Source organism: Methylocystis echinoides, from assembly GCF_040687965.1.
Classification (GTDB): Bacteria; Pseudomonadota; Alphaproteobacteria; order Rhizobiales; family Beijerinckiaceae; genus Methylocystis; species Methylocystis echinoides_A.
Genome location: NZ_CP156084.1, coordinates 1 through 22,743 on the forward strand (window position 1 = coordinate 1; position 22,743 = coordinate 22,743).

The window sequence follows — 22,743 nt, forward strand, 5'->3', positions numbered from 1 at the left end:
ATGGCCGGTCACGAGACTCTCAAATCCAACCGCAAAGTCGAATTGGGGTCGAACAGGAATTTCGGCCTCGTCTTTTCCGGCGTTTTTGCCTTTCTGGCGTTTTGGCCGCTGATTCGCCATGGCGAAAGCATCCGGCTTTGGGCGTTGGGCCTCTCGGCCGTTTTCCTCGGCCTGGCGCTCTTTGCCGACCATCTGCTGACGCCGCTCAACAAGCTCTGGTTCCGTTTTGGGCTCCTGCTCCATTCGGTCGTCGCGCCGCTGGTCATGGGGCTCTTGTTCTACGGCGCCGTCACGCCGGTCGCTTTCGTGCTGCGCCTTTCGGGCAAGGACATTCTGCGGCTCTCCCGCAGCGACGAGAAAAGCTACTGGCTCGAGCGCACCCCGCCGGGCCCGGCGAAAAATTCGATGGGCCAGCAATTCTAAATTCTCCCTGGAGGCAGACATGTCGTCGTTCTTGAAGGAATTCCTGGCCTATCTGCGCACGCGCAAGAAGTTCTGGCTGGTGCCGCTGTTCGTGCTGTTCCTGCTGTTTGGCGCGCTGTTCTTCCTTGGACAGGGCTCCGTCGTCGCGCCCTTCATCTACACGCTGTTCTAAGGGCGCATCATGCTCATCCTCGGCGTCTCGGCCTTCTATCATGATAGCGCCGCCGCGCTTTTGCGCGATGGCGAGATCGTCGCTGCGGCGCAGGAGGAGCGCTTTACGCGCGTCAAACACGACTCCGCCTTTCCGGAGAACGCCGTTCGCTACTGCCTCGAGGCGGCGGGCGCGAGCGGCGCCGACGTCGATCACGTCGTCTTCTACGAGAAGCCCTTCGTGAAATTCGAACGGCTTCTGGAAACCTATCTCGCCTTTGCGCCAAAAGGCTTCGAGTCTTTTCGCAAGGCGATGCCGCTGTGGATCGGCGAAAAAATCTTTCAAAAGGATATTCTGCTGGAAGCGTTCGGCCGCGTCGATCCGGCGCTCGCGCAGGCCGACAAGCTGCTCTTTTCGGAGCATCACTTCTCGCATGCGGCGTCCGCTTTTTATCCTTCGCCCTTCGACCGCGCCCTTGTTCTCACCATGGACGGCGTCGGCGAATGGACAACGACCTCGGTCGCGCTCGGCAATGGCGCAAATCTGGAAATCGTCAAGGAAATCCACTTCCCGCATTCGCTCGGGCTGCTTTATTCGGCGCTGACCTATTACACAGGGTTCAAGGTCAACTCCGGCGAATATAAAGTGATGGGCCTCGCGCCCTATGGCGAGCCCAAATACGCCAAATTGATGCTCCACGAATTGATCGACGTGAAGGCGGACGGCTCGTTCCGCCTCAACCTCGATTATTTCGACTACTGCACCGCGTTGAAGATGACGAACGACAAGTTCGACCAGCTCTTCGGCGCGCCGGCGCGCAAGCCCGACGAGCGGCTCGAGCAGCGCCACATGGATCTCGCCGCCTCCGTGCAGGCGGTGACAGAAGACGTCGTGCTGCGCCTGACGCGCGCGCTTGCCGAGGAAACGGGCGAGAAGAACCTCTGCCTCGCCGGCGGCGTCGCGCTCAATTGCGTGGCTAATGGCAAAGTGCTGCGCGACAACGCCTTCGACGATATTTTCATTCAGCCCGCCGCTGGCGACGCCGGCGGCGCGCTCGGCGCCGCGCTCGCGGCCCATTATCACCAGAAGGAGCAGCCGCGCCGCGTCACGCCCGGCAAGGACGCGATGAAGGGCTCCTATCTCGGTCCGTCATACGCACAATCAGACATTGAGAATCGCCTGCGCTCGGTTGGCGCCCGCTTCACCGTCGTCGACGACGCCGGCGTGATTGAAGAGACCGCGCAGGCGCTCATCGCCGGACAGGCCGTGGGCTGGCATCAGGGCCGCATGGAATTTGGTCCGCGTGCGCTCGGCGGCCGCTCGATCTTGGGCGACCCGCGCTCGCCGACCATGCAGAAAGCGCTCAATCTCAAGGTCAAATTCCGCGAGAGCTTCCGTCCCTTCGCGCCGTCCGTGCTGCGCGAACGGGTCTCGGACTGGTTCGAGATCGACTGCGACTCGCCCTATATGCTGCTCGTCGCCAATGTTAAGGCCGACCACTGCCGCGCCATGTCGGCCGAGGAGCAGTCGCTCTTTGGCATCGACAAGCTCAATGTGCCGCGCTCCGACATTCCGGCGGTGACGCATGTCGATTATTCCGCGCGCATCCAGACGGTCCACGCCGACACGAACCCGCGTTATCACCAATTGCTGACGCGTTTCGAACAGCTGACCGGTTGCCCGGTGCTGATCAATACGAGCTTCAACGTGCGCGGCGAGCCGATCGTGTCGACGCCCGAAGACGCCTTCCGCTGTTTCATGGGTTCGGACATCGAGTTCCTTACCGTCGGCAATTGCATCCTGCGCAAAGCCGATCAGGACCCGTCGCTGGCGCTCGACTACAAGAACGCGTTCGAGCTGGATTGACGACCTTCAAGAGAGGAACGCGCCAGAGGCGGCGTTGCATTGCCGAAGCGCCGAGCCCATCTACCAGCCGGCCGCTCGGGCGTTGCTCACGAGGTTTCCTCGAAACGAGAATTTTGAGGAATGCGGCCGCCCGCGCGTTACTGAGATAGCTAAAACACCCCTGCCTCCAGCCCGGCCGCCATCAGCGTCCCAAGCTCCCGGCATTGGTCGAGAAATTCCGCCCGCCACGCCCCGCGGCAGATCAGGGGCTCCTGTACGGCGCGCCAGCGAAGACCGGTCGCGATCGTCTCGACGCCGCGCCGCGTGCCGGTTCCGTCGCTTCCGGCGCGAATGCAGAGCGCATAGGGCAGACCCTGCGTGCGCTCGAAGCAAGGATAGTAGCAACGGTCGAAGAAGTCTTTCAGCGCGCCGCTCATGTAACCGAGATTTTCCGGCGTCAGCAGAAGGACGCCGTCGGCCGCGACGACGTCCTCCGGCGCGGTCGCGAAGGGGCTCAGCGCGCGCGCGTCGACCCCCTCGATCTCGGGCGAGCGCGCGCCGTCGAGCAGCGCGTCGCGCATCGCTGACGTATTTGGCGAGGGCGCATGCGCAATGATGAGAAGGCGCTTGCGGCTCACCGAATGCGTATCCTACCTGGGATGAAACTCCGGCACGCTGACGGCGCCGGCCCAGACCGCCGCGCTGACGACAAGAAGCAAAAGCAGCAACAGGCTGAAAGCCAGAACGGAATAGACCGACGCTTTCCAGACGGAGTCGGCAAGCAGAGTTCCATAGGTTTTGAACGTGTCCCTGACAGGCTGTTCGATCATGGCGACGCCTCGGCTTTTTGCAATGGGGCGCAAAAGCGCTTTCTTTAAGAAAAGCTACCGCGCGCCCGGAAAGGCGCCAGCCCCGGCCAGGCTCGGCAGCGCGCTTTTTATTGACAAGGGCCGACGCAGCCATCATCCAAGCCGCGCGCAACCCCTTCCATTCAGGACAGTTCCATGGCGAGCAGGATCTTCATCGACGGCGACGCGGGCACGACGGGCCTCGAAATTCGCGAGCGCCTCGCCAGCCGCGCTGACATCGAGATCGTCGCTATCCCTGCGGAAAAGCGCAAGGATGTCGAGGCCAAGCGCGCGCTGCTGGCGACCGTGGACGTCGCCATCCTCTGCCTGCCGGACGACGCCGCAAAAGAGACGGTCGCGCTGTGCGACGCCCTCGGGCCTAAAGCCCCACGCATCCTCGACGCTTCGACTGCGCATCGCGTCGCGCCCGGCTGGGTCTACGGCTTTCCGGAGCTCTGCGCCGGCCAGGCGGTGGCGATCGCCAAAGCCCCCCGCGTCGCCAATGTCGGCTGCTACGCCACAGGCGCGATCGCCCTGCTGCGCCCGCTCGTCGACGCCGGGCTGATCGCCCCCGACCAAGCCCTCGCCATCAACGCCGTCTCCGGCTATTCGGGCGGCGGCCGGCAGATGATCGAGGCCTATGAGAAAGGCGCGGCCCCTGCCTTCGAGCTTTACGCTTTGGGGCTCGACCACAAGCATCTGCCGGAAATCACGGCCTATGCCAGGCTCGCCACGCGGCCGCTGTTCGTGCCCTCGGTCGGCAATTTCCGGCAAGGCATGCTGGTCTCGATCCCGCTCCACCTCGACGCTCTGCCCGGCAAGCCCAGGGCCGCCGATCTGGACGCCGCCTATCGCCGCCATTACGCCGGCGCGCCGCATGTGCGCGTCATGGAGCCGCCCTCGGGCGGCCGCATCGACGCCCTTGCGCTGAATGGCTCGGACGACATGGAGCTGTTCGTCGTCGCCAATGAGGCGCGCCGCCACACCGTGCTGGTGGCTCGGCTCGACAATCTCGGCAAGGGCGCGTCGGGCGCCGCGGTTCAAAATTTGGATCTGATGATCGGGGCTTGAGCCCCCTCATCCGGCGCGGACTTCCCTTCTCCCCTTGCGGGAGAAGGGCCTTGCGGGGACCTAATCCGTATAGGCCGTCACCCCCGCCGGCAATTTGGCGGCGACGTCGCCGTACCGGCTTGTGCGCTGATCCATCATCGCCTCGAAGGCCTCGTGGACCTCGCTGACGGTGCGGTCCTTCAGCCGCCGACCCTGCTGCTCGTAGAAAATCGGCTTGTTGGCGCGGGCGGGCTTCGGCAAAAGCGCGGCCGCGGACATTGCCGGCGACTCGACCATCGCCTTCATGAAGCGCTCGGTGTCCTCCGGCCCGAGGAAGTGAATGAGATAGGTCTCGCCGGCCGTCAGCGGACGGCCGATTTTCTCGGCGATCTTGGCGCTGTCTTTTTTCAGCATTTCGGCGGCGAGCGCGGCCGAGAGATAGGGATCGTTGCGCAGGTTGAGGATTTTTGCGCGCTGCTGTCGGGGGGCCGCTTCCTCTGCGATGGCCTTGGCTTCTTCGGCGCGGCCATAGCGATGGCCGAAGTCCCGCAGCGCCTTCATCCAGGTTTTCTCGACGAACTGGAACAGGCCGCTGGCGGAAGAGGTCCGCGCCTTGGCCGTGGTGTGGAAATTCGATTCCTTGTCGGCGATGGCCATCAGCAGCGCCGGGTCCATTTCCGTCCGGTTCGCGGCCTCTACAACGCGCTCGACGATCGTCTGATGCACTTTGACCGGACCGAAGCGCATGACGCCGGCCGCGTCGGCGCTCCCGTCGTCCTTGCCGAACAGTCGGTGCGCCCAGGTCAACGCCGCTTGCTCGAGCGAGAAATCGCTGTCGAGCGCCGACTCGTCGTCGCGCGCGACATCCACGAGGGGACTTCCGATCGGGCGTTGTTTCGGAACCCGGCTGAGCTTCTCGTAATAGGGCGCGTCGCTGCGCTGGATGGTGAGGCTCAGGGCCGCGAGCGTCGACAGAACGGCGCCAACGCAAATGGTCCGGAGAAGAAGATAGAACGAACGGCTGGCGCGCATCAGCGCCCAACGGTCGCCCAAACTCATTCGACGCGCGGACTCATTGGCGGGATGCGTCAGATCCGTCATACCCCACATAAGCTCCCTGGCTCCGCGAACTGCGGCTCAATCAAGAGCTTACGTGTGAGTAACGGCGAAAGCGCGACGCTGATGGCCACGCCCGCGCCACATTGGCTAACAGCCAAGCTGATGATAAGTAATTGAAAATATGGTAAATTTTAAATTAACAGCCGAGGCGGTCCCGCCTCGGCCACAATTACGCCACGACGCGAGCGCGTCCCCGCGTCACAACGAGATTTTCGAGAGAAGGCTTTGAATCAGGTGATAATCTGGCCCCGCGACCGGCGTCGTGCGTGACAGGAAGTCGACGGGCTTGCCGTCCTCCAGCCCATAGTCGGCGATGCGCGTCACCTTGCGCGACTTGTCGAAATAGACCGCCATGACGCGCTGGTCGGTGATCTTCTGCGGCATGAAGGCGAGAGAGCGTTCGACGCGCTGGCTCACGTAATACCAGGCGTCGCCGCCGATGGTGGAGGTCGTAGAGGGCGTGCCGAGCGCCTGCATCACCTGCGGCGCCGTCATGCCGGGCTTCACCTGCTCGGCTCTGCGCGTGTCGATCACCGCGCCACGATTGACGACGCCGTCATAGCCGATGCAGCCAGCAAGCGACGCCGCGAGGGCGAAAGCCGCTGCGGCCCTTACAACCGCCGCGCTCGAAGCGCTTACGGAAAGAATGCCCAAGGCCTGCCTCGCCATAGTGTTCTCCAAGCTCTATCGCGCAACGCCCGAGGGCTCGCGCGTCCGTCTGAAGCGATGGGGTCTGCCTAGCCTCCGATCCGCGCGAAAGCAAGCCGCTCGTCGCCGGCGGCCGCAAGTCGGGCGCGAAGTCTGGCGCGCGGGCGGCGTTGCACGTATCTAAATCGTTTGAACGCCGGGGGAGGAGAAAAATGACAGACAACAGGCACGGCGGCGACAGAGCAGCCTCCGACGCATCGCCGCTCTCTCGTCCACTCGCGGCGGCGGAGGTCCCGCCGGAGGGGCTCGACGTCGACATTGTCGCTTCCGGAGAAGAACGCGACGCGCTCGCAAGGCTCAACGCCCTCGCCGCTGTCCTCGGTCTCTCGGCCACGCTGCGCGTGCGGCGCTGGCGCGGCGACGGTCTCGAAGTCCTGGGAGAGCTGCGCGCGCGGGTGCGCCAGACCTGCGTCCTGACCCTCGAGGAATTCGACGCCGACATTGTCGAACCGATCGAGCTTCGTTTCGCCCCGCCGCGCGAGGCCCCGCGACCCCGCTCGCGACGCCATGAGGCGGAGCCGGAGTCGCTCGACCATGACGCCCTTGGCGAGGATCCGCCGGATACGCTCATTGGCGGCGTGGTGGATCTCGGCGGCGTCGTCTCGGAATTCCTGACCCTGGCGCTCGACCCCTATCCGCACAAGCCGGGAGCGGCGTTCGCGGAGCCCGCCCCGGAGGACGCCTCGCCTGTCGTGTCGCCTTTCGCCCAGTTGCGGCGCAGGCGGGAGGAGCCTCCGGCCGGCGGTTGATCCTCCTCGAATCGGCTTGGCACTTGCGCCCAAGCGCCGCAAATGGCAATCACGCCCGCGGAACAGGCGCCTTGGCGCAGCGCCCGGCCAGCGCAACCGGCCGACGCGCGCATCTCTTTAAAAATGACAGGCCCGCCCCCGCCTCGACGGCCGTGGGGAAAAAGCGGCGGCGTTGGGGAGACGGCTCGGAAATGGCGGAGAATGTTCGGATCGCGGTCGACGCGATGGGCGGTGATTATGGCCCGTCGGTAACGATCCCCGGCTGCGCTCTCGCCCTCGAGCGCAAACCGGGCGCGCGCTTTGTTCTCGTTGGCGAGGAGAAGACGATTCGCGCCGAACTTGCGCGCCATCCCCGTCTCGCGGCGGCCTCCGAGGTCCGCCATTCGGACGTCTCGATCCGCATGGACGACAAGCCGAGCCAGGCCCTTCGCTATGGGCGGCGGGTCTCGTCCATGTGGATGGCGATCGAGGCGGTGAAAAAGGGCGAGGCCGACGTCGCCGTCTCCGCCGGCAATACCGGCGCGCTGATGGCGATGTCGAAAATCTGCCTGCGCACCATGCTGGGCGTCGACCGGCCGGCGCTCGCCTGTCTCTGGCCGACGCTGCGGGGTTATTCCATCGTCCTCGACGTCGGCGCCTCGATCGGCGCCAACGCCAGCCATCTCGTCGATCTCGCCATCATGGGATCGGCCATGGCGCGCGTCGTTCTCGGGCTGGAGCGCCCCACGGTCGGCCTGCTCAACGTCGGCACCGAGGAAATCAAGGGCGTCGAGGAGGTGAAGGGCGCCGCCGCCACGCTGCGCGAGTCGAATCTTCCCGGCCTCGACTATGCGGGCTTCGTCGAGGGCGACGGGATCGGCATGGGCGCCGTGGACGTGGTCGTGACGGAAGGCTTCACCGGCAACATCACGCTGAAGACCGCCGAAGGCACCGCCAAACAGATCGCCGCTTATCTGCGCGAGGTCATGGGCGGCTCGCTGCTCGCGAAGCTCGGCTACCTCCTCGCCAGAGGCGCCTTCGCCGAACTCAAGGGCAAGATGGACACGCGCTCGATCAATGGCGGGGTGTTCCTCGGCCTCGAAGGCCTCGTGATCAAGAGCCACGGCGGGACCGACCACGTCGGCTTCGCCCGCGCCGTGGAGATCGGCCACGACATGGCCAAGAGCGATCTCATGAACCGCATTCGCGACACAGTCGCCCTCGCCCATCGCTTCGAGAGCGGTTCGGCGCCCACAGACACTCCCCCGCAGGAAGCCGCCCAGTGACGACGGAACAATCCCTCTTGCGCTCCGTCGTTCGCGGCGTGGGCTCCTATCTCCCTGCCAAGACGCTGACCAATGACGACCTCGCCAGGATGGTCGACACCAGCGACGAATGGATCTTTCAGCGCACGGGAATCAGGGAACGCCACATCGCCGCGCCCGGCGAGACGACGTCCATGCTCGGCGAGAAGGCCGCGCGCGCCGCGCTCGAGAACGCCGGCCTCGCGCCGGAAGACATCGATCTCATTATCGTCGGCACCTCGACGCCCGACTGGACCTTCCCCTCGACCGCGACGCAGATACAGGCCGCTCTCGGCGTGACCCATGGAGTCGCTTTCGATCTTCAGGCCGTCTGCTCCGGCTTCGTGTTCGCTGTGGCGACGGCCGACAAGTTCCTGCGCTCGGGGTCGCATAAGCGGGCGCTGGTCATCGGCGCGGAGACCTTCTCGCGCATCATCGACTGGGAGGACCGCACGACTTGCGTGTTGTTCGGCGACGGCGCCGGGGCCATGGTGCTGGAGGCGCGTCCCTCCATGGGCGCCATGGACGAGCGGGGCGTCCTCACCACGCATCTGCGCTCGGACGGGCGTCATCGGGCCAAGCTTCATGTCGACGGCGGCCCGTCGGCGACCCAGACCGTCGGGCATCTCCGCATGGAGGGCAAAGAGGTTTTCAAATTCGCCGTCGGCAAGGTGACGGACGTCGTCGCCGACGCCTTCGCGGCGACCGGGATCACGCCCGAGCAGCTCAACTGGTTCGTGCCGCATCAGGCCAATCGCCGCATCATCGACATGTCGGCGCAAAAGCTGGGCATCGCCCCCGAGAAAGTGGTCGCCACCGTTCATCTCCACGGCAATACCTCCGCGGCGAGCGTTCCTCTCGCCCTCTCCGTGGCGGTCGCAGACGGCCGCATCAAGAAAGGCGACCTTGTGATGCTCGAGGCCGTGGGTGGCGGCTTTACCTGGGGCTCGGCTCTAATCCGTTGGTGAGCTTGGGCATTTTGTCGCTCTAGCCTCGGAATTTCACGTCAACCGACTGATTTTGCAGCGGTTGCTCTCCATTTTTTCTTATTGCCAAGCTTGCAATTGGGCGGATTCTGAAAAAATCTGCCTTAGGACGTCCCGGGAGGGGGAGGTGGTTTCCGCGGCGTCCTCAATATTGTTTCTCTGATTATAACAGGGCTGACCATGGCAGAGGCTGCATCCCATTCTCCCATTCCCCCCGAAGCAATCCAAGAGGATGACGTCCGGACGTTGACGCGCGCCGATCTCGCCGAGGCGCTCCATCGTCGGACCGGCGTCGCTCGCGGAGAGGCCGCAAAATTGGTGGAGATGGTGTTGGACGAGATTTTCGAGGCCATCGTCTCCCGCGACGACGTCAAGCTCTCCTCCTTCGGCGCATTTCACGTTCGCGCCAAGCGCGAGCGGCAGGGACGCAATCCCAAGACCGGCGAGGAAGCCAAAATCACCGCCCGCCTGGTCGTGACCTTCAGACCCTCCAATGTCCTGCGCGCCCGGGTCAACAACGGCGCGGACGACGCCCAGGGGAACGACGGAGTCAACGTCGGCGACGGCGAAGCGCCGGGTCTGCCGGCCTATGGGACGGCGCGCGGCGAGGAGACGGCGCGCGCCAATGCGAGCGTAGCGCGTTGACCGCCTAGCGCCCTGCGCCGCCTCTTGACAAGGCAACGCAGCGATGCGCCAAGCGCGCATGGCAAAATCCCGCTCCACTTTCGTCTGCCAGAACTGCGGCGCGGTCGCGTCGCGCTGGCAGGGTCGCTGCGAAGCCTGTGGCGAGTGGAACAGCATCGTCGAGGAGAGCGATCCCGGCCCGACAGCGATCCGGGCCACGCGCGGCAGGCCCTTCGAACTCGAGGGGCTTGCGGGATCGGACCGGCCGGCGGCGCGGATCGTCACCGGCATCGACGAATTCGACCGCGTCACCGGCGGCGGCTTCGTGCCCGGGTCCGTGCTCTTGCTCGGCGGCGAGCCCGGCATCGGCAAGTCGACGCTGCTCATTCAGGCCTGCGCGGCGCTGGCGCGGCGCGGCGCGCGGGTGATCTATATTTCCGGCGAGGAGGCAGTGGCGCAGGTGCGGCTGCGCGCCGGCCGCCTCGATCTCGCCGACGCGCCCGTGGAGCTCGCCTCCGCGACCCAGGTCGAAGACATTCTCGCCACCTGCGCCACAGGCAAGCGCGCGACGCTGATCGTCATCGACTCCATCCAGACCATGCATACCGAGGTCGCCCCGTCGGCGCCGGGCACGGTGACGCAGGTGCGGGCGAGCGCCCAGGCCCTGCTGCGGCACGCCAAGACGAGCGGCTCGACGATCATTCTCGTCGGCCATGTGACGAAGGACGGTCAGGTCGCGGGACCGCGCGTCGTCGAACACATGGTCGACGCGGTTTTGTCCTTCGAGGGCGACGCCGCCCATCACTTCCGCATGCTTCGGGCCTCCAAGAACCGCTTCGGCGCCACTGGCGAGATCGGGGTTTTCGAAATGACCGGCGGCGGCCTCGCCGAGGTCGCCAATCCCTCCGCCCTCTTCCTCGCCGGCCGCGACGCCTCGGCGCCGGGCGCCGCGGTCTTCGCCGGCATGGAGGGCCAGCGGCCGATGCTGATCGAGATTCAGGCGCTGGTCGCGCCGACCTCGCTCGGCACGCCGCGCCGCGCCGTCGTCGGTTTCGACCAGAACCGGCTATCGATGATCCTCGCCGTTCTCGAGGCCCATGGCGGGCTGAAGCTCGGCATGCACGACGTTTATCTCAATGTCGCGGGCGGCCTGCGCGCCGACGAACCGGCGGGCGACCTCGCCGCCGCCGCCGCGCTGGTCTCGTCTCTCACGGGGGCCGTGTTGCCGGCCGATCAGGCGTTTTTTGGCGAGATTGGGCTTTCCGGCGCCATCCGGCCCGTCATCCACGCCGGCATGCGTCTGCGCGAGGCGGCGAAGCTCGGCTTTCACCAGGCCGTGCTCGCGCAAGCGCAGCAGATCAACGAGGACGACCGGCGCGCCGGACTCACGCTGCGCCCCTGTGGCGACGTCGCTCAGCTCGTGGCGGCGATCGCCCAGACCGCGCCCCGAACGCGCGGCCAGGAATGAGGCGATTTTAACCTTTTGTGCTTTCCGCAGGCGGCTGAGTTGCGCTAGAAGCATCCCGTCGCAACCGCCGGGGGACGCCCCGCCGCTTTGAAGTTCGGAGGCGACGGCGCTTTTCGTTTGGAGAATGCTGCGATGGGCGCGCGTCTCGTGCGCCGGCTTTCAGGCGTTTCCCATTATTCCGAGCGTCACGGCGACAAAGAAGAGGACTGCAATGCCGTCATACCTTGATCTGGCAGTTATTACGATCGTGCTGGTCTCGGGCATGCTCGCCCTGCTGCGCGGCTTCACGCGCGAAGTGCTGGCGATCCTGTCCTGGGTGGCGGCGGCAGCTGCGGCCTACTATCTCCACCCCATGGCCCTCCCCTATTTGAAGCCATACATCTCCAAAGACGAGATCGCGCTCGCGGCCTCGGTCGCGGTGGTGTTCTTCATCGCGCTGGTCGTCGTCTCGCTGTTCACGGTGAAGCTCTCGGACGTCATCCTCGATTCGAAGATCGGCGCGCTCGACCGCTCGCTGGGCTTCGTCTTCGGGGCGGTGCGGGGTCTGCTGCTCGCGGTGGTCGCCTTCGTGTTCTACGCCTGGCTCGTGCCCGACGCCAATCAACCCGAATGGGTGCGCAACGCCCGCGCCAAGCCGATCCTCGCCGCCGGCGGCGACAAGCTGCGCGAGATGCTGCCCGACGACGTCGACGCCATCATCGCCAAGATCAAGGCCAAGAAGGGCGGCCATCAGCCGGCCGAGGAAACGCCGCCCTCGGAGGCCGAGCCGGAGAAAGCGGACGCTCCGGCCGACAAGGAGCCGGCGGGGGAAAAGCAGTAAGCGCGACGCGGCGGCCGCTTGCGATTGGCCGGGACCAGAGGCAAAGTTGACGCTTAGGGCGACCGCCAGGCATGGGAGACGACGGATGACCGAATCGACGCATCATCAACCCCTTCCCAGCCGGTTGGAGACCACCGACGACCTCGACGGCGACACGCTGCGCGAATATTGCGGCGTGTTCGGCGTCTTCGACCTGCCGGACGCCGCCGCGATCACGGCGCTCGGCCTGCACGCGCTTCAGCATCGCGGCCAGGAGGCCGCGGGCATTGTCAGCTTCGACGCCGGGCGCTTCCATGGCGAGCGCCGGATCGGCCTCGTCGGCGATCACTTCTCCAAGGAAAGCACCATCAAGCGCCTGCCCGGTTCGGCGGCGATCGGCCATGTGCGCTATGCGACGACCGGCGAGACCATGCTGCGTAACGTGCAGCCGCTCTTCGCCGAATTGAACACCGGCGGCTTCGCCGTCGCCCATAACGGCAATCTCACCAACGCCCAGGCGCTGCGCCGCGACCTCATCAAGGAGGGCGCGATCTTCCAGTCGACATCCGACACGGAGGTCCTTCTCCATCTCGTGGCGCGAAGCCGCAAGCCGCAGCTCATCGACCGCTTCATCGAGGCGCTGCGCTGCATCGAGGGCGCCTATTCGCTGGTTGCGCTCACCAACAAAAAGCTGATTGGCGCGCGCGACCCGCTCGGCATTCGCCCTCTCGTCATCGGCGAACTCGACGGCAAATTCATCCTCGCCTCGGAGACCTGCGCGCTCGACATCATTGGCGCGCGCTTCGTCCGCGACGTGAAGAACGGCGAGATCGTCGTCATTTCCGACACCGGGCTCGAAAGCCTCGAGCCCTTCCCGCCGCAGCCGATGCGCCCCTGCATCTTCGAATATATTTACTTCGCCCGGCCGGATTCCGTCGTGCACGGCCGCCCGGTTTATGAGGTGCGCAAAGCCATGGGGCGCGAACTTGCGCGCGAACAGGCGATCGCCGCCGACGTCGTCGTGCCGGTGCCGGATTCCGGCGTGCCGGCGGCGCTCGGCTATTCGCAGCAGTCGGGCGTTCCTTTCGAACTCGGCATCATCCGCAACCATTATGTCGGCCGCACCTTCATCCAGCCGACGCAGTCGGTGCGCGAGGTCGGCGTGCGCATGAAGCACAGCGCCAACCGCTGCGTCGTGGAAGGCAAGCGCGTCATTCTGATCGACGACTCGATCGTGCGCGGGACGACTTCGGTCAAGATCGTGCAGATGATGCGCGACGCCGGCGCGACGGAGGTTCACTTCCTCATCTCCTCGCCGCCCATCACGCATCCGGACTATTACGGCATCGACACGCCGCAGAAGGAGAAGCTCCTCGCCGCGACCCATTCGCTCGAGGAGATGCGCGCCTATATCGGCTGCGATTCGCTCGCCTTCCTCTCTGTCGACGGCATCTATCGCGCGATGGGCTATCCTGGACGCGACAACGCCCGCCCGCAATTCACCGACCACTGCTTCACCGGCGACTATCCGACCTCGCTCACCGACCTCGTGGAAGAGAACCGCGCGCAGCTTTCGTTGCTGGCGGAGGCGAGCTGATCGGCGTTTCTAACGGGGTGTCGCGCATGCTTCGCGCACTTCCCTGACTTTTTCAGATAGATTTTTCCCGCTTTTGCTTTTGAGGAAACGATGGCGCTGAAGAAAGGCTATGGGCTCCTGATCGGCGCCAAGAAGAATTATTATCGCGACCCGCCCGACAACTTCGGGCGCTACTATCATGGCAATCTCGTCATCAGCGCGCCGGCGGGCGATTACCATTGCGCCATCGACGTCGACCCCAAGATGATGCCAGACGGCATTCAATGGCGAATCGTCAAAATAAGGCCCGCTGACTTCGCCCCGATCAAGGCGCTGACAAATGGCTGGCGCCTCGTTCCCTCGACGGCGACGTCAGGCGCGCTGGATTACATCAGGTCGAGCGTCCTGCATCCGCCCATCCTCATCTGGAACGTCCGCTACGACAGCTGGCTGTCCCGCTTTCTGGAGTTCATCCGCTGGAATCCGCCCTGGAACAATGGCACTGGCGTCCAGGCCCTGACCGACCTTGAAAGCGTCATCGCGAAAGGCGTGCGCTTCTACATTTTCGGCGAACCTTTCAACGTGGGCCTCGGCGTCCACAACATCCATCAAAACCAGGGCGATCCGATCGGCGGCGGCCACGACAAGGAGAACGCCATCTGGCAAGACGGCGGAACGGTCGTCGAGACGGCGGAGGGCGAGTTTTTCGCCTTTCTGAACAAGTTCAAGACGCAGTCTTTCAAGACCGATGACCAGGGGCGCCCGGCGTAGTCATCCTATTTGGTCGACGTTGTTGGTGACGCGACGCCCCCCGGCGCGTTATGACGTCGCTTAACAACGCAATTGAGACCCGCAGGCTTTCGAACATGTCCTCAGCCGACCGCATCGCCCTCGTCACAGGCGCTTCGCGCGGCATTGGCCGCGCCATAGCCCTCGAACTTGCGCGCGACGGCGTCCATGTCGTCGCGCTGGCGCGCACGCAAGGGGCGCTGGAGGAGCTCGACGACGAGATCAGGGCGCTCGGCGCGGAGGCGACGCTCGTGCCCTGCGACGTCGCCGATTTCGACGCCCTCGACCGGCTCGGCGCGGCGATCTTCCAGCGCTGGGGCAAGCTCGACGTCTTCGTCGGCAACGCTGGCGTGCTCGGGCCGTTGTCGCCCCTCGCCCATGTCGACGTGAAAGACTGGAACCGCGTGATGGCGGTCAATGTCACCGCCAATTGGCGGCTCATCCGCTCGCTCGATCCGCTGCTGCGCGCCTCGGGCGCCGGGCGCGTCGTCTTCGTTACGTCGAGCGCCGCCTATAAGGCGCAGCCCTATTGGGGAACGTACGCGGCCTCGAAGGCGGCGCTGGAGGCGATGGCGCGCACTTATGCGGCGGAGACGCGCGACACGGGCGTCACGGTCATGATCGCCAATCCGGGGCGGATGCGCACCCGCATGCGCGCCCAGGCCATGCCGGGCGAGAATCCGGCCACCGTGCCGGCGCCCGAGGACTTTGCAAAGAAATGCCTTCCGCTGCTCAAGCCGGAGTGGCGCGAGAGTGGAAGGCTTTATGATTTCCCCAACGACCGGCTGATGGATTTTCATCAGCCGGCGTAACCGGCGCGGGGGCGAGCCCCGCGCGGGAACCCGTTAGTGATGATGGCGGCGGTGCTTCTTGACGACCGGCGGCGGCGGGGGCGGCGGCGGAACATAAGTCAGCGTCAGGCTCTCGACGCCGGCGTTCCAGCCAAGGCCCGCGCCCGCCTCGATATTGAACGGCTGCAGCGAGATGGTGTTGTTAGAGCCGCCAACCAGAATGGCGCCGCCGCCGCCCACGCCGATCTTCGCCGAGACGCCCGGACCCATGTAATTGCCCGCGAGGGCGCCGGGGCCGACCTGGCCCGTCGCGGCGATGACGCCCCAGGCCAGTTCGCCCTGGCCGTTGATCGAGATATTGGGGCCGACCTTGGTCAGCGTGCCGGTGTAATGGGCCGGCGTGGCGCCTTCGGCGTCATCGCTATAGTTGCAGTCGATCTGCTGATTCTCCACGAGAACGCTCAGGCCGTTGCCGAGCAGCCGGCACTGCAGCGTGCCGATCCGGTCGCCGGCGAACGCGGACGCAGGGACCATGAGCGCCAAGACGACGGCGCCGCCCAATAGGCGTCCCAGCTTGAAACGGGTGGACATTGAAAACTCCTCCTCTTTCTTCCTTTGGGGCGCGAAAGCCCCTTAGAGCGATCGCAATCTGCGAGAGACGCGCCGCACAGGACACGCTTATAAAGCATCAAACGCGGTCGCTACAGTAGGTAGCGCCCAGCGAACGGCGAGGGCGTGCGGCAGCGCACGCGGCCCTGTGCAAAGCTCGGCGGCTTCGCTATTTCCGCGACCTTGCAGAGCGGCCGCCAATAACCGATCTTGTGAGGGCGGCTCGCATTTGATGCGACGCCTTGACGCGGGAGAAATGAAACGAATGAGCGCGAAGCTTCCGGTGTTGTATCAGCCGGGCCTCTCGGGCTCGGATATGGAATCGCTCAGGACCGCCGTCGCCGCGCTCGAGCGCCAGAGCTTTGCCGGCCGAATTGCGCGGCTCGCGGGACGAAAGGTCGGGATCGTCGGCCAGTCGCTGCCGCCGGAAGTTCATCAGGCGGCGCTGAACGCCGCGCAGCGCGCCCTCACTGTTGCGCTCAATGTGGCGCTCTCGAGTCTGGAGGGCGCGCCGAGGGGCGACACGACTCGTTTCCACCGCCGTCTCGCAGCCTTCGCCGGCGGCGTCGGCGGCGCCGTCGGACTTGCCGGCCTGCCGATCGAGCTTCCGCTGTCCACGACGATCATGTTGCGCTCGATCGCCGACATCGCCCGCAACGAAGGCGAGAATCTGCGGGAGCCTGAGACGGGTCTCGCCTGTCTCGAAGTCTTCGCGCTTGGCGGACAAGAGGACGAGAACATTCTCGAGGGGGGCTATCTCGCGATCCGCGGGCTGCTCGCGAAATCGGTCAGCGATGCGGCGCGTTATGTCGCCGCGCGCGGCATGGTTCACGACAGCGCGCCCGCGCTGGTGCGGCTTCTGAGCCAGGTCTCCTCGCGCTTCGGCGTGGTCGTCTCCCAGAAGGCGGCGGCTCAGGCGGCTCCGGTCCTCGGCGCGATCAGCGGCGCGGCGATCAATCTCGCCTTCACCGAACATTTCCAGACGCTGGCGCGCGGACATTTCACCATGCGCCGGCTGGAGCGGCTCTATGATCCGGCGATGGTGCGCGCCGAATATGCCCGCATCGCCCGTGAGGAGGGCTATTGGGAGGCGCCGGCGGGCGCCTGAGTTTTCGCGGCGGCCAGAAGATCGGGAACCTGCCCCATTTCGCCGATGACCGCCTCGTTCTCTTCCAGGAGAACGACGTCCCCCCACGCCAAACCCCGCCTGAACGCCTCGTCGGTCTCGACGGCTTCGCCCATTGGGCGGCTGAAATCGTCGGCGTGCGCCGCAAGCCGCCTCCAGCGCCGCGACTCTCCTGGCCGCGCTCCCTTCATGTAATGCCAGTAATCGACACGCGCCGCACAGGACGCCTCGGTCAGATTTGCAAGGACCTCGATGAGAAAGCTGCCGCCCACCGCGAAGATCTGCGGCGGCTTTTCGCAGACCCCCGCGCTTCGGCCCACGACGGACGCCGACGGATAGCGCCAGTCCCACCAGAGCAGATTGAGCAGCCGGAGCAGATCGATGTCGGCTCCGACGGGCTCCTGGCGCGTTCCCCACGCGAAGTCATAGGCAGGAAGCGCGGCGGTTTCTCCGTCGTTCAAACGCCGCGTCAGCTCCCGCGTCGCGATCGCCGCGCCGAGCACATTCCAATGCGTGCCGCCGGGCGGGAAGAGTTCGATCGCATAATCCGGCGCCGCCGCCGCAAGAAGCGCCACGCCGTCGACATAAGCGACTCCGTGCGCCGCGAGCGCGGCGCGGTATGGTGCGAGCTTGTCCGTCGTGCCGCGCAAGAGCGAAGGACAAACGAAGGTGTCGGGCAGGTAACGACGATACGCCGCCGCCTTCGACGGGGAAATCAGATAGACAAAACCCTTGCCGCTCGCCCTGACCGCGTCCTGCGTCTCGCGCAGCCGCGCCGCCCAGGCGTCGACGGCCCCTGGATCGGGCGCGGCGCCGCGCGCGCAGAACTCATCGATGTAATAGGTCTCGAACAGGCGCCGCTCTCGCCCGATCGTGATGCCAGGCGCGCCTGAGACGCCGAGCGCTGAATAGAGAAACTGGTTTCTGACTCTGACCGCCAAGGGAAAGACCGGCTGCAATTGCCCGACATTGGACGAGACGGCCTTCTGGGTCTCGCCAGACAGGAAGGCCTCGACGCTCCAGGGCGCGGGCTTCGGCGGCGCGACGCCCCATAGGGGCTCGGAACTTCTGATCCGCAGCTTCGGCCAATCCGTGGAAACGAGGAAGTTCCAGATATTGACGAGGAGCAGCGCGAGGAGCGCGGCCGCGCAGGCGAAAATCGGCAGCCGCTGGAGGAGGAGAAGGCGCGCGCGCGTCATGCTCAGAACCGGAAATAGATGAAGGGCTTGAAAGGTTCGGCCAACCCCTTCGCCAACGCCGCGAGGAAGAGCAGCGCAAGGGCGCTGTTCGCTGCGAAGGCGTGGCGGCGCGCGAGCGCCAGCCAGTCGATCCCGAGTTGCACGCCGATCCGCTGAAGGACGCAGACGCTGGCGGCGACGAGAGCGACGGCCATGATTTCCGGTCGCGCCGCCGGCGCCTCGTCGCCCGTCGCCCAGGGCCGCGCCATGACGGAGAGGAACGCGCCCGCCTGCCCCAGAGAGACGGCGCGAAACACCGTCCAGCCAATCATGACGATGACCATCGTGGCGATATTGGCGAGCCAGTCCGGCAAGCGCTTGAGGCGCTCGACCAGGAACAGCCGGTCCAGCACGAGAAAGACGCCGTTATAGACGCCCCAAAAAATATACGGCCAGGCCGCGCCGTGCCAGACGCCCGACGCCAGAAAGCAGATCCACAGATTGAGATAGGTGCGCGCCTCGCCTTTGCGGTTTCCGCCCAGAGGAAAATACAGATATTCGCGAATCCAGCTCGTCAGCGACATGTGCCAGCGCCGCCAGAAGTCGGTGACGCTCGTCGCGACGTAGGGCATGTTGAAATTCTCGAGCAGGCGAAAGCCGAACATGCGCGCGAGCCCGATCGCCATATCCGAATAGCTCGAGAAATCGAAATAGATTTGCAGCGTAAAGAAAGCCACGCCCATCCACGCGCCGCCGAAGCCGAGCGCTGTGGGATCGCGCGAGAAAATCGCGTCGGCGCCGCTCGCCATCACGTCGGCGATGAGGACCTTCTTTGTAACCCCGAGCATGAAGCGCGAAAAGCCGTTGACGAAGTCGTCGATCGTCGCATGCGGGCAGCTTTGAAACTGGCCCACGATATCGTGATATTTGATGATCGGCCCCGCCAGCAGCTTGGGGAAGAAAAACACGTAAAGCCCGTAAAGCAGCGGGCCGCGCGCCGGCGCCGTCACGCCGCGATAGACGTCCACGAGATAGGTGATCTTCTCGAAGACGATGAAGCTGACGCCGATCGGGAGCGCAATCGATGGAAGATGCAGGCCCGGCAGAGTCAGCGCGCGCAGCAGCGCGTCGAGATTGAGCGCCAGGAAGCCCGTATATTTGTAGTAGACGAGGATCGCCAGATTGCCGATCACGCCGACGGCGAGCCAACGACGCGCCGCCTCCTCTCCGAAAAGGCTCTCGCGTTCAGGCGGGGCTTCGAGAACCGCGAGATCGCCGTCGTCGCCAAAGTGCGCTGGCGCCGCCCCCGCGACGGCCGGCGCCGCGTCGCGCCTCCTGTGCGCCCAGATCCGCCGCGCGACGTAGAGATCCATTGCGACGGAGGCGAAGACCACGAAGATAAAGGTCGGCTCGCGCCAGCCGTAGAAAACAATGCTGGCGACAAGCAGCAGCAATGCGCGCGGCCCCCGCCGCGCGCCGAGGAGGAGGTAGAGGAGATAAACCGCCGGCCCGAATACGAACAGGAACAGCGGTTCGTAGAAGAGCATTCATGACCCTAAAGTTGCGCCTGACACAGCCGCCGGCCGGCGTCAGGCTTCTAGCAAAATGAGGGAGGGAGCGGAACCCTCATCCTGCAACGCTTCAGGCGGCCGTCTTGCGCGCCGGCCTGCCAGCCCGTATCACCCTGCCCCATGGCCGACGACTTTTCCCCCAAATCCGACTTCCTGCGCGTGCTCATCGAGCGCGGCTTCGTCCACCAGTGCTCGGACTTTTCCGGGCTGGACGAAAAGGCCGCCGCGGGCGGGCTCTCCGCCTATATCGGCTTCGACTGCACCGCCCCCTCGCTGCACGTCGGCTCGCTGCTGCCGATCATGTTGCTCGCCTGGCTGCAGCGCACCGGCGGCAAGCCGCTGCCGCTGATGGGCGGCGGCACCACGCGCGTCGGCGATCCGTCGGGCAAGGACGAAAGCCGCAAGCTGCTGACTGTCGAGCAGATCGACTCGAACAAGGCCTCGATCCGGCGCGTCTTCGAACGCTTTCTGACCTTTGGCGACGGGCCGACCGACGCGCTGATGCTCGATAACGCCGACTGGCTCGCGGGGCTCAATTACATCGAGTTCCTGCGCGACGTCGGCCGGCATTTCTCGGTCAACCGCATGCTCACCATGGATTCGGTGAAGCTCCGGCTCGAGCGCGAGCACGAGCTTTCCTTCATCGAGTTCAATTATATGTGCCTGCAGGCTTATGATTTCGTCGAAATCAACCGCCGTCACGGCGCGTTGCTGCAGATGGGCGGCTCGGACCAATGGGGCAATATCGTCACCGGCCTCGATCTCGGCCGTCGTATGGGAACGCCGCAGCTCTACGCGCTGACGTCGCCGCTGCTCACCACCGCTTCCGGCGCGAAGATGGGCAAGACGGCGGCCGGCGCGGTCTGGCTCAACGCCGACATGCTGTCGCCTTATGACTACTGGCAATATTGGCGCAACAGCGAGGACGCGGATGTCGCGCGCTTCCTGAAGCTCTTCACCTTCCTGCCGATGGACGAGATCGCGCGGCTGTCCGCGCTTCAGGGCGCCGAAATCAACGAGGCGAAGAAGACGCTCGCGACCGAGGCGACGGCGCTGGTCCATGGCCGCGACGCGGCCGAACAGGCCGCCGAGACGGCGCGGGCCACCTTTGAAGAGGGCGCCCTTGCCCTTTCCTTGCCCAAGGTCGCCGTCACGGCCGACGAGATCGCCGCCGGTCTCGGCGTGCTATCCGCTTTTGTGAAGGCCGGGCTCGTGGCCTCGACCGGCGAAGCGCGCCGCCAGATCAAGGGCGGCGGTCTGCGCGTCAACGACGTTCTGGTCAGCGACGAGCGCGGCACGCTCTCGGAGAAGGATTTCGAGACCGACGGCGTCGCCAAACTGTCGCTCGGCAAGAAGAAGCACGTTCTGCTGGAGCGAACCTAGACGTCAACCAAAGGGGGCGGCGAGCCGTTGGAGATGCGCGCGGCGCGCCTCCAGCGCCGGCGCCGACTCCCATTCCCAAAAGCGGCGCGATACCCCGGACGGGTCGCGCGGGCGCCCCTCCGCCTCCCGCTCATGCTGCCAGACCATGTCATAGGGCGCTTGAGACTCCGCCGCGAAATAGGCGGGCTTCTTGCCGTGATGGGCGGCGCCGGCCGCATGAATGGAGCAAGTCGGACGCGCGGGATCGAGAAGGTTCAAACGCACAGGCTCATCCTGTACGTGAATATCCGTTACTCTTTGAGCGAACCAGTACTCCGGCGATTCTGCTGAAGCGCCGTTTCGGCGCCTGCGATCGGCAATGCGCGCCGCGATCAGCGGAAAGCGTTTTTCCACCCAAAGATGAGAGACGACTTGCGCCGGCCCACAGAGCGTCGTCGCCGAGCGCGTCGTGTGATCGTCCCAGATCAGCAGCGCAGAAAAGGGATTGGACCAGATCTTCGCCGCATGGCCATGCACTGCGTTGCCGGTAAAGTAAGGGACGAGCACAAATGTCCGTTCGCCGCGATGCGCCACGAAGCCGGCGAGGCCAATATCGCCGTTCCGAGGCGAAACGCCGGGCAGACCAGAGGCAGAGACCGTCGCCTGGAAAATCTCGAACTGTGCGCCGAGCAGCAAATCCAAGGGAAGGCTGGGCGACCAAGCGTTTGGCCAAGCGGCGCGTTTCGTGGTCGCAGGCGCCGGACGCTTGACGAAGAGGTTTTGGGAGCATTGCGTGAAGGCTTCCTCGACGCCCCCCACCAGGAAATAGAGAACAGCGTTCTTCCGCTCGGCGGCCTGGCGCCAGGGCTCGAGGGCCGACGCCTCCAACGCATAGTCCCGCGCCAGATCATGGGGCGAGAGCGCCTCGACGCCAAAGAGCGTGATATGCAGCCCCATAGCGTCCGGATCGTAAGGATGAAGCGCGAGAATGGCGAGCTTGCCGCTCTCGAGCGCCGCCTGCGTGACGTGGAGCGCGGCGCCGAGCGCCGAGCCGAGTGTGGCGCGCACGCCGCGTTCGTCGCAGCGCATCTTCTCCCCGGCCATCATGCGCCGGAAGGAGACGGGCGCCGCCGCCCGCCGCGCCAGCCAGCGTTCGAGCCTGGCCTCTTCGCGCGCATCTTTGGGCTTGGGCAGGAAAAGCGGCGTCGCTGCGGTCTGGTGGTCGAGCACGAGGATGGGACCCGCCTGATCGACCGCCTCAGACATCGCCATAACGACGGGGCGTCGCCGTCGCCACAAGCGGCCCCGCGGCGCGCCGCCGACGCCGAGGACGGCCATCGTCGCCGTCTGGGCGAAGACCCCCATCGTCGGATTCAGAAACTGGCGATATTGGCGGCTGTAGAAATTGTCGGCTCCTTTCGCCACGACGCCGGTCTTTTCGTCGTCGCCGGACTGCCGCGCGAGTCGCGCGCCCAGCGCATGTTGCAGGACATGCTCGGCCGCCGGGCCGGGCGCCTCCGAACGGCGCAGCCATTTTTCGGCGAGGCGCTCGCGCAGGGCGGGTGGCGCGGCGCTGGCGAGGCTAAAGAGCAACGAACGCGCGCCGCCAGCGCGGGAGGGATGGGGAGAAGCGGCGCGCAAAGCCTCCAATGAGGCGGCGGGAGCGCGCATGAAACGGGATACAGCGT

At 65.5% G+C, this 22,743-nt stretch carries 23 protein-coding genes; 15 read left to right on the top strand and 8 right to left on the bottom strand.

Annotated features, from left to right (window positions below; all coding sequences use genetic code 11):
• The 3 genes from RVU70_RS00005 to RVU70_RS00015 are packed head-to-tail and all read left to right on the top strand — an operon-like array spanning window position 1 to window position 2,440.
• A complete protein-coding gene (locus tag RVU70_RS00005) occupies window positions 1–423 on the top strand; it encodes an SxtJ family membrane protein (RefSeq protein WP_363349018.1) in 423 nt (140 codons plus the stop codon).
• Between the two features lie 19 nt (window positions 424–442).
• A complete protein-coding gene (locus tag RVU70_RS00010) occupies window positions 443–595 on the top strand; it encodes a DUF5989 family protein (RefSeq protein ID WP_341107192.1) in 153 nt (50 codons plus the stop codon).
• 9 nt (window positions 596–604) lie between these two features.
• Complete coding sequence (locus RVU70_RS00015) at window positions 605–2,440, top strand: carbamoyltransferase (RefSeq protein WP_363349021.1); 1,836 nt, start codon at window positions 605–607, stop codon at window positions 2,438–2,440.
• Window positions 2,441–2,589: 149 nt separating this feature from the next.
• Here RVU70_RS00015 and RVU70_RS00020 read toward each other — a convergent pair whose 3' ends face one another.
• The gene (locus RVU70_RS00020) at window positions 2,590–3,057 is read right to left on the bottom strand and encodes an NAD(P)H-dependent oxidoreductase (protein WP_363349023.1); all 468 of its coding nucleotides are present in this window, start codon (window positions 3,055–3,057) and stop codon (window positions 2,590–2,592) included.
• A 12-nt stretch (window positions 3,058–3,069) separates the two neighbouring features.
• A complete protein-coding gene (locus RVU70_RS00025; RefSeq protein WP_363349025.1) occupies window positions 3,070–3,249 on the bottom strand; it encodes a hypothetical protein in 180 nt (59 codons plus the stop codon).
• A 174-nt stretch (window positions 3,250–3,423) separates the two neighbouring features.
• On the opposite strand from RVU70_RS00025, the gene argC reads away from it, so the two are divergent.
• Window positions 3,424–4,338 carry an N-acetyl-gamma-glutamyl-phosphate reductase gene (argC, locus tag RVU70_RS00030; RefSeq protein ID WP_363349027.1) on the top strand — a complete coding sequence of 305 codons (915 nt, stop codon included), beginning with the start codon at window positions 3,424–3,426 and terminating at the stop codon, window positions 4,336–4,338.
• 60 nt (window positions 4,339–4,398) lie between these two features.
• On the opposite strand, the gene RVU70_RS00035 is transcribed toward argC, so the two are convergent.
• Both RVU70_RS00035 and RVU70_RS00040 read right to left on the bottom strand, forming a co-directional pair.
• Entirely contained in the window at window positions 4,399–5,418 is a 1,020-nt protein-coding gene (locus RVU70_RS00035) for a transglycosylase SLT domain-containing protein (protein WP_363349029.1), read from the bottom strand.
• 216 nt (window positions 5,419–5,634) lie between these two features.
• Complete coding sequence (locus RVU70_RS00040; protein WP_363349031.1) at window positions 5,635–6,105, bottom strand: outer membrane protein assembly factor BamE; 471 nt, start codon at window positions 6,103–6,105, stop codon at window positions 5,635–5,637.
• Window positions 6,106–6,296: 191 nt separating this feature from the next.
• Here RVU70_RS00040 and RVU70_RS00045 point away from each other — a divergent pair, with 191 nt between their 5' ends.
• The 9 genes from RVU70_RS00045 (at window position 6,297) to RVU70_RS00085 (ending at window position 15,230) form a co-directional block, all read left to right on the top strand.
• The gene (locus RVU70_RS00045; protein WP_363349033.1) at window positions 6,297–6,893 is read left to right on the top strand and encodes a DUF177 domain-containing protein; all 597 of its coding nucleotides are present in this window, start codon (window positions 6,297–6,299) and stop codon (window positions 6,891–6,893) included.
• A gap of 191 nt (window positions 6,894–7,084) precedes the next feature.
• Complete coding sequence (gene plsX, locus RVU70_RS00050) at window positions 7,085–8,158, top strand: phosphate acyltransferase PlsX (protein ID WP_363349035.1); 1,074 nt, start codon at window positions 7,085–7,087, stop codon at window positions 8,156–8,158.
• A complete protein-coding gene (locus RVU70_RS00055; RefSeq protein WP_363349037.1) occupies window positions 8,155–9,144 on the top strand; it encodes a beta-ketoacyl-ACP synthase III in 990 nt (329 codons plus the stop codon). Before plsX ends, RVU70_RS00055 begins: the two co-directional genes overlap by 4 nt.
• 198 nt (window positions 9,145–9,342) lie before the next feature.
• The gene (locus RVU70_RS00060; protein ID WP_363349039.1) at window positions 9,343–9,807 is read left to right on the top strand and encodes an integration host factor subunit alpha; all 465 of its coding nucleotides are present in this window, start codon (window positions 9,343–9,345) and stop codon (window positions 9,805–9,807) included.
• A gap of 58 nt (window positions 9,808–9,865) precedes the next feature.
• Window positions 9,866–11,254: a DNA repair protein RadA gene (gene radA, locus RVU70_RS00065; RefSeq protein ID WP_363349041.1), complete on the top strand. Its 1,389-nt coding sequence runs from the start codon at window positions 9,866–9,868 to the stop codon at window positions 11,252–11,254.
• A gap of 211 nt (window positions 11,255–11,465) precedes the next feature.
• Complete coding sequence (locus tag RVU70_RS00070; protein ID WP_363349043.1) at window positions 11,466–12,074, top strand: CvpA family protein; 609 nt, start codon at window positions 11,466–11,468, stop codon at window positions 12,072–12,074.
• 85 nt (window positions 12,075–12,159) lie between these two features.
• Window positions 12,160–13,650, top strand: a complete 1,491-nt coding sequence (gene purF / locus RVU70_RS00075) for an amidophosphoribosyltransferase (protein WP_363349045.1) — start codon at window positions 12,160–12,162, stop codon at window positions 13,648–13,650.
• Window positions 13,651–13,740: 90 nt separating this feature from the next.
• Window positions 13,741–14,400, top strand: a complete 660-nt coding sequence (locus RVU70_RS00080) for a DUF2278 family protein (RefSeq protein WP_363349047.1) — start codon at window positions 13,741–13,743, stop codon at window positions 14,398–14,400.
• Window positions 14,401–14,495: 95 nt separating this feature from the next.
• Window positions 14,496–15,230, top strand: a complete 735-nt coding sequence (locus RVU70_RS00085; protein WP_363349049.1) for an SDR family NAD(P)-dependent oxidoreductase — start codon at window positions 14,496–14,498, stop codon at window positions 15,228–15,230.
• Window positions 15,231–15,263: 33 nt separating this feature from the next.
• Here the strand turns inward: RVU70_RS00085 and RVU70_RS00090 are convergent, their stop codons facing one another.
• The gene (locus RVU70_RS00090) at window positions 15,264–15,800 is read right to left on the bottom strand and encodes a DUF992 domain-containing protein (RefSeq protein WP_363349051.1); all 537 of its coding nucleotides are present in this window, start codon (window positions 15,798–15,800) and stop codon (window positions 15,264–15,266) included.
• Between the two features lie 283 nt (window positions 15,801–16,083).
• Between RVU70_RS00090 and RVU70_RS00095 the strand changes: the two genes are divergently transcribed.
• Window positions 16,084–16,926 carry an EcsC family protein gene (locus RVU70_RS00095; RefSeq protein WP_363349053.1) on the top strand — a complete coding sequence of 281 codons (843 nt, stop codon included), beginning with the start codon at window positions 16,084–16,086 and terminating at the stop codon, window positions 16,924–16,926.
• On the opposite strand, the gene RVU70_RS00100 is transcribed toward RVU70_RS00095, so the two are convergent.
• Both RVU70_RS00100 and RVU70_RS00105 read right to left on the bottom strand, forming a co-directional pair.
• Window positions 16,899–18,143, bottom strand: a complete 1,245-nt coding sequence (locus RVU70_RS00100) for an alginate O-acetyltransferase AlgX-related protein (protein ID WP_363349055.1) — start codon at window positions 18,141–18,143, stop codon at window positions 16,899–16,901. The two genes, RVU70_RS00095 and RVU70_RS00100, sit on opposite strands and share 28 nt — an antisense overlap.
• A 2-nt stretch (window positions 18,144–18,145) precedes the next feature.
• Window positions 18,146–19,669, bottom strand: a complete 1,524-nt coding sequence (locus RVU70_RS00105) for an MBOAT family O-acyltransferase (protein WP_363349057.1) — start codon at window positions 19,667–19,669, stop codon at window positions 18,146–18,148.
• Between the two features lie 144 nt (window positions 19,670–19,813).
• Here RVU70_RS00105 and tyrS point away from each other — a divergent pair, with 144 nt between their 5' ends.
• Window positions 19,814–21,076, top strand: coding sequence for a tyrosine--tRNA ligase (gene tyrS / locus RVU70_RS00110; protein WP_363349059.1), 1,263 nt, complete (start codon window positions 19,814–19,816; stop codon window positions 21,074–21,076).
• Between the two features lie 3 nt (window positions 21,077–21,079).
• Here the strand turns inward: tyrS and RVU70_RS00115 are convergent, their stop codons facing one another.
• A complete protein-coding gene (locus RVU70_RS00115) occupies window positions 21,080–22,726 on the bottom strand; it encodes a hypothetical protein (RefSeq protein ID WP_363349061.1) in 1,647 nt (548 codons plus the stop codon).
• Between the last annotated feature and the right edge of the window lie 17 nt (window positions 22,727–22,743).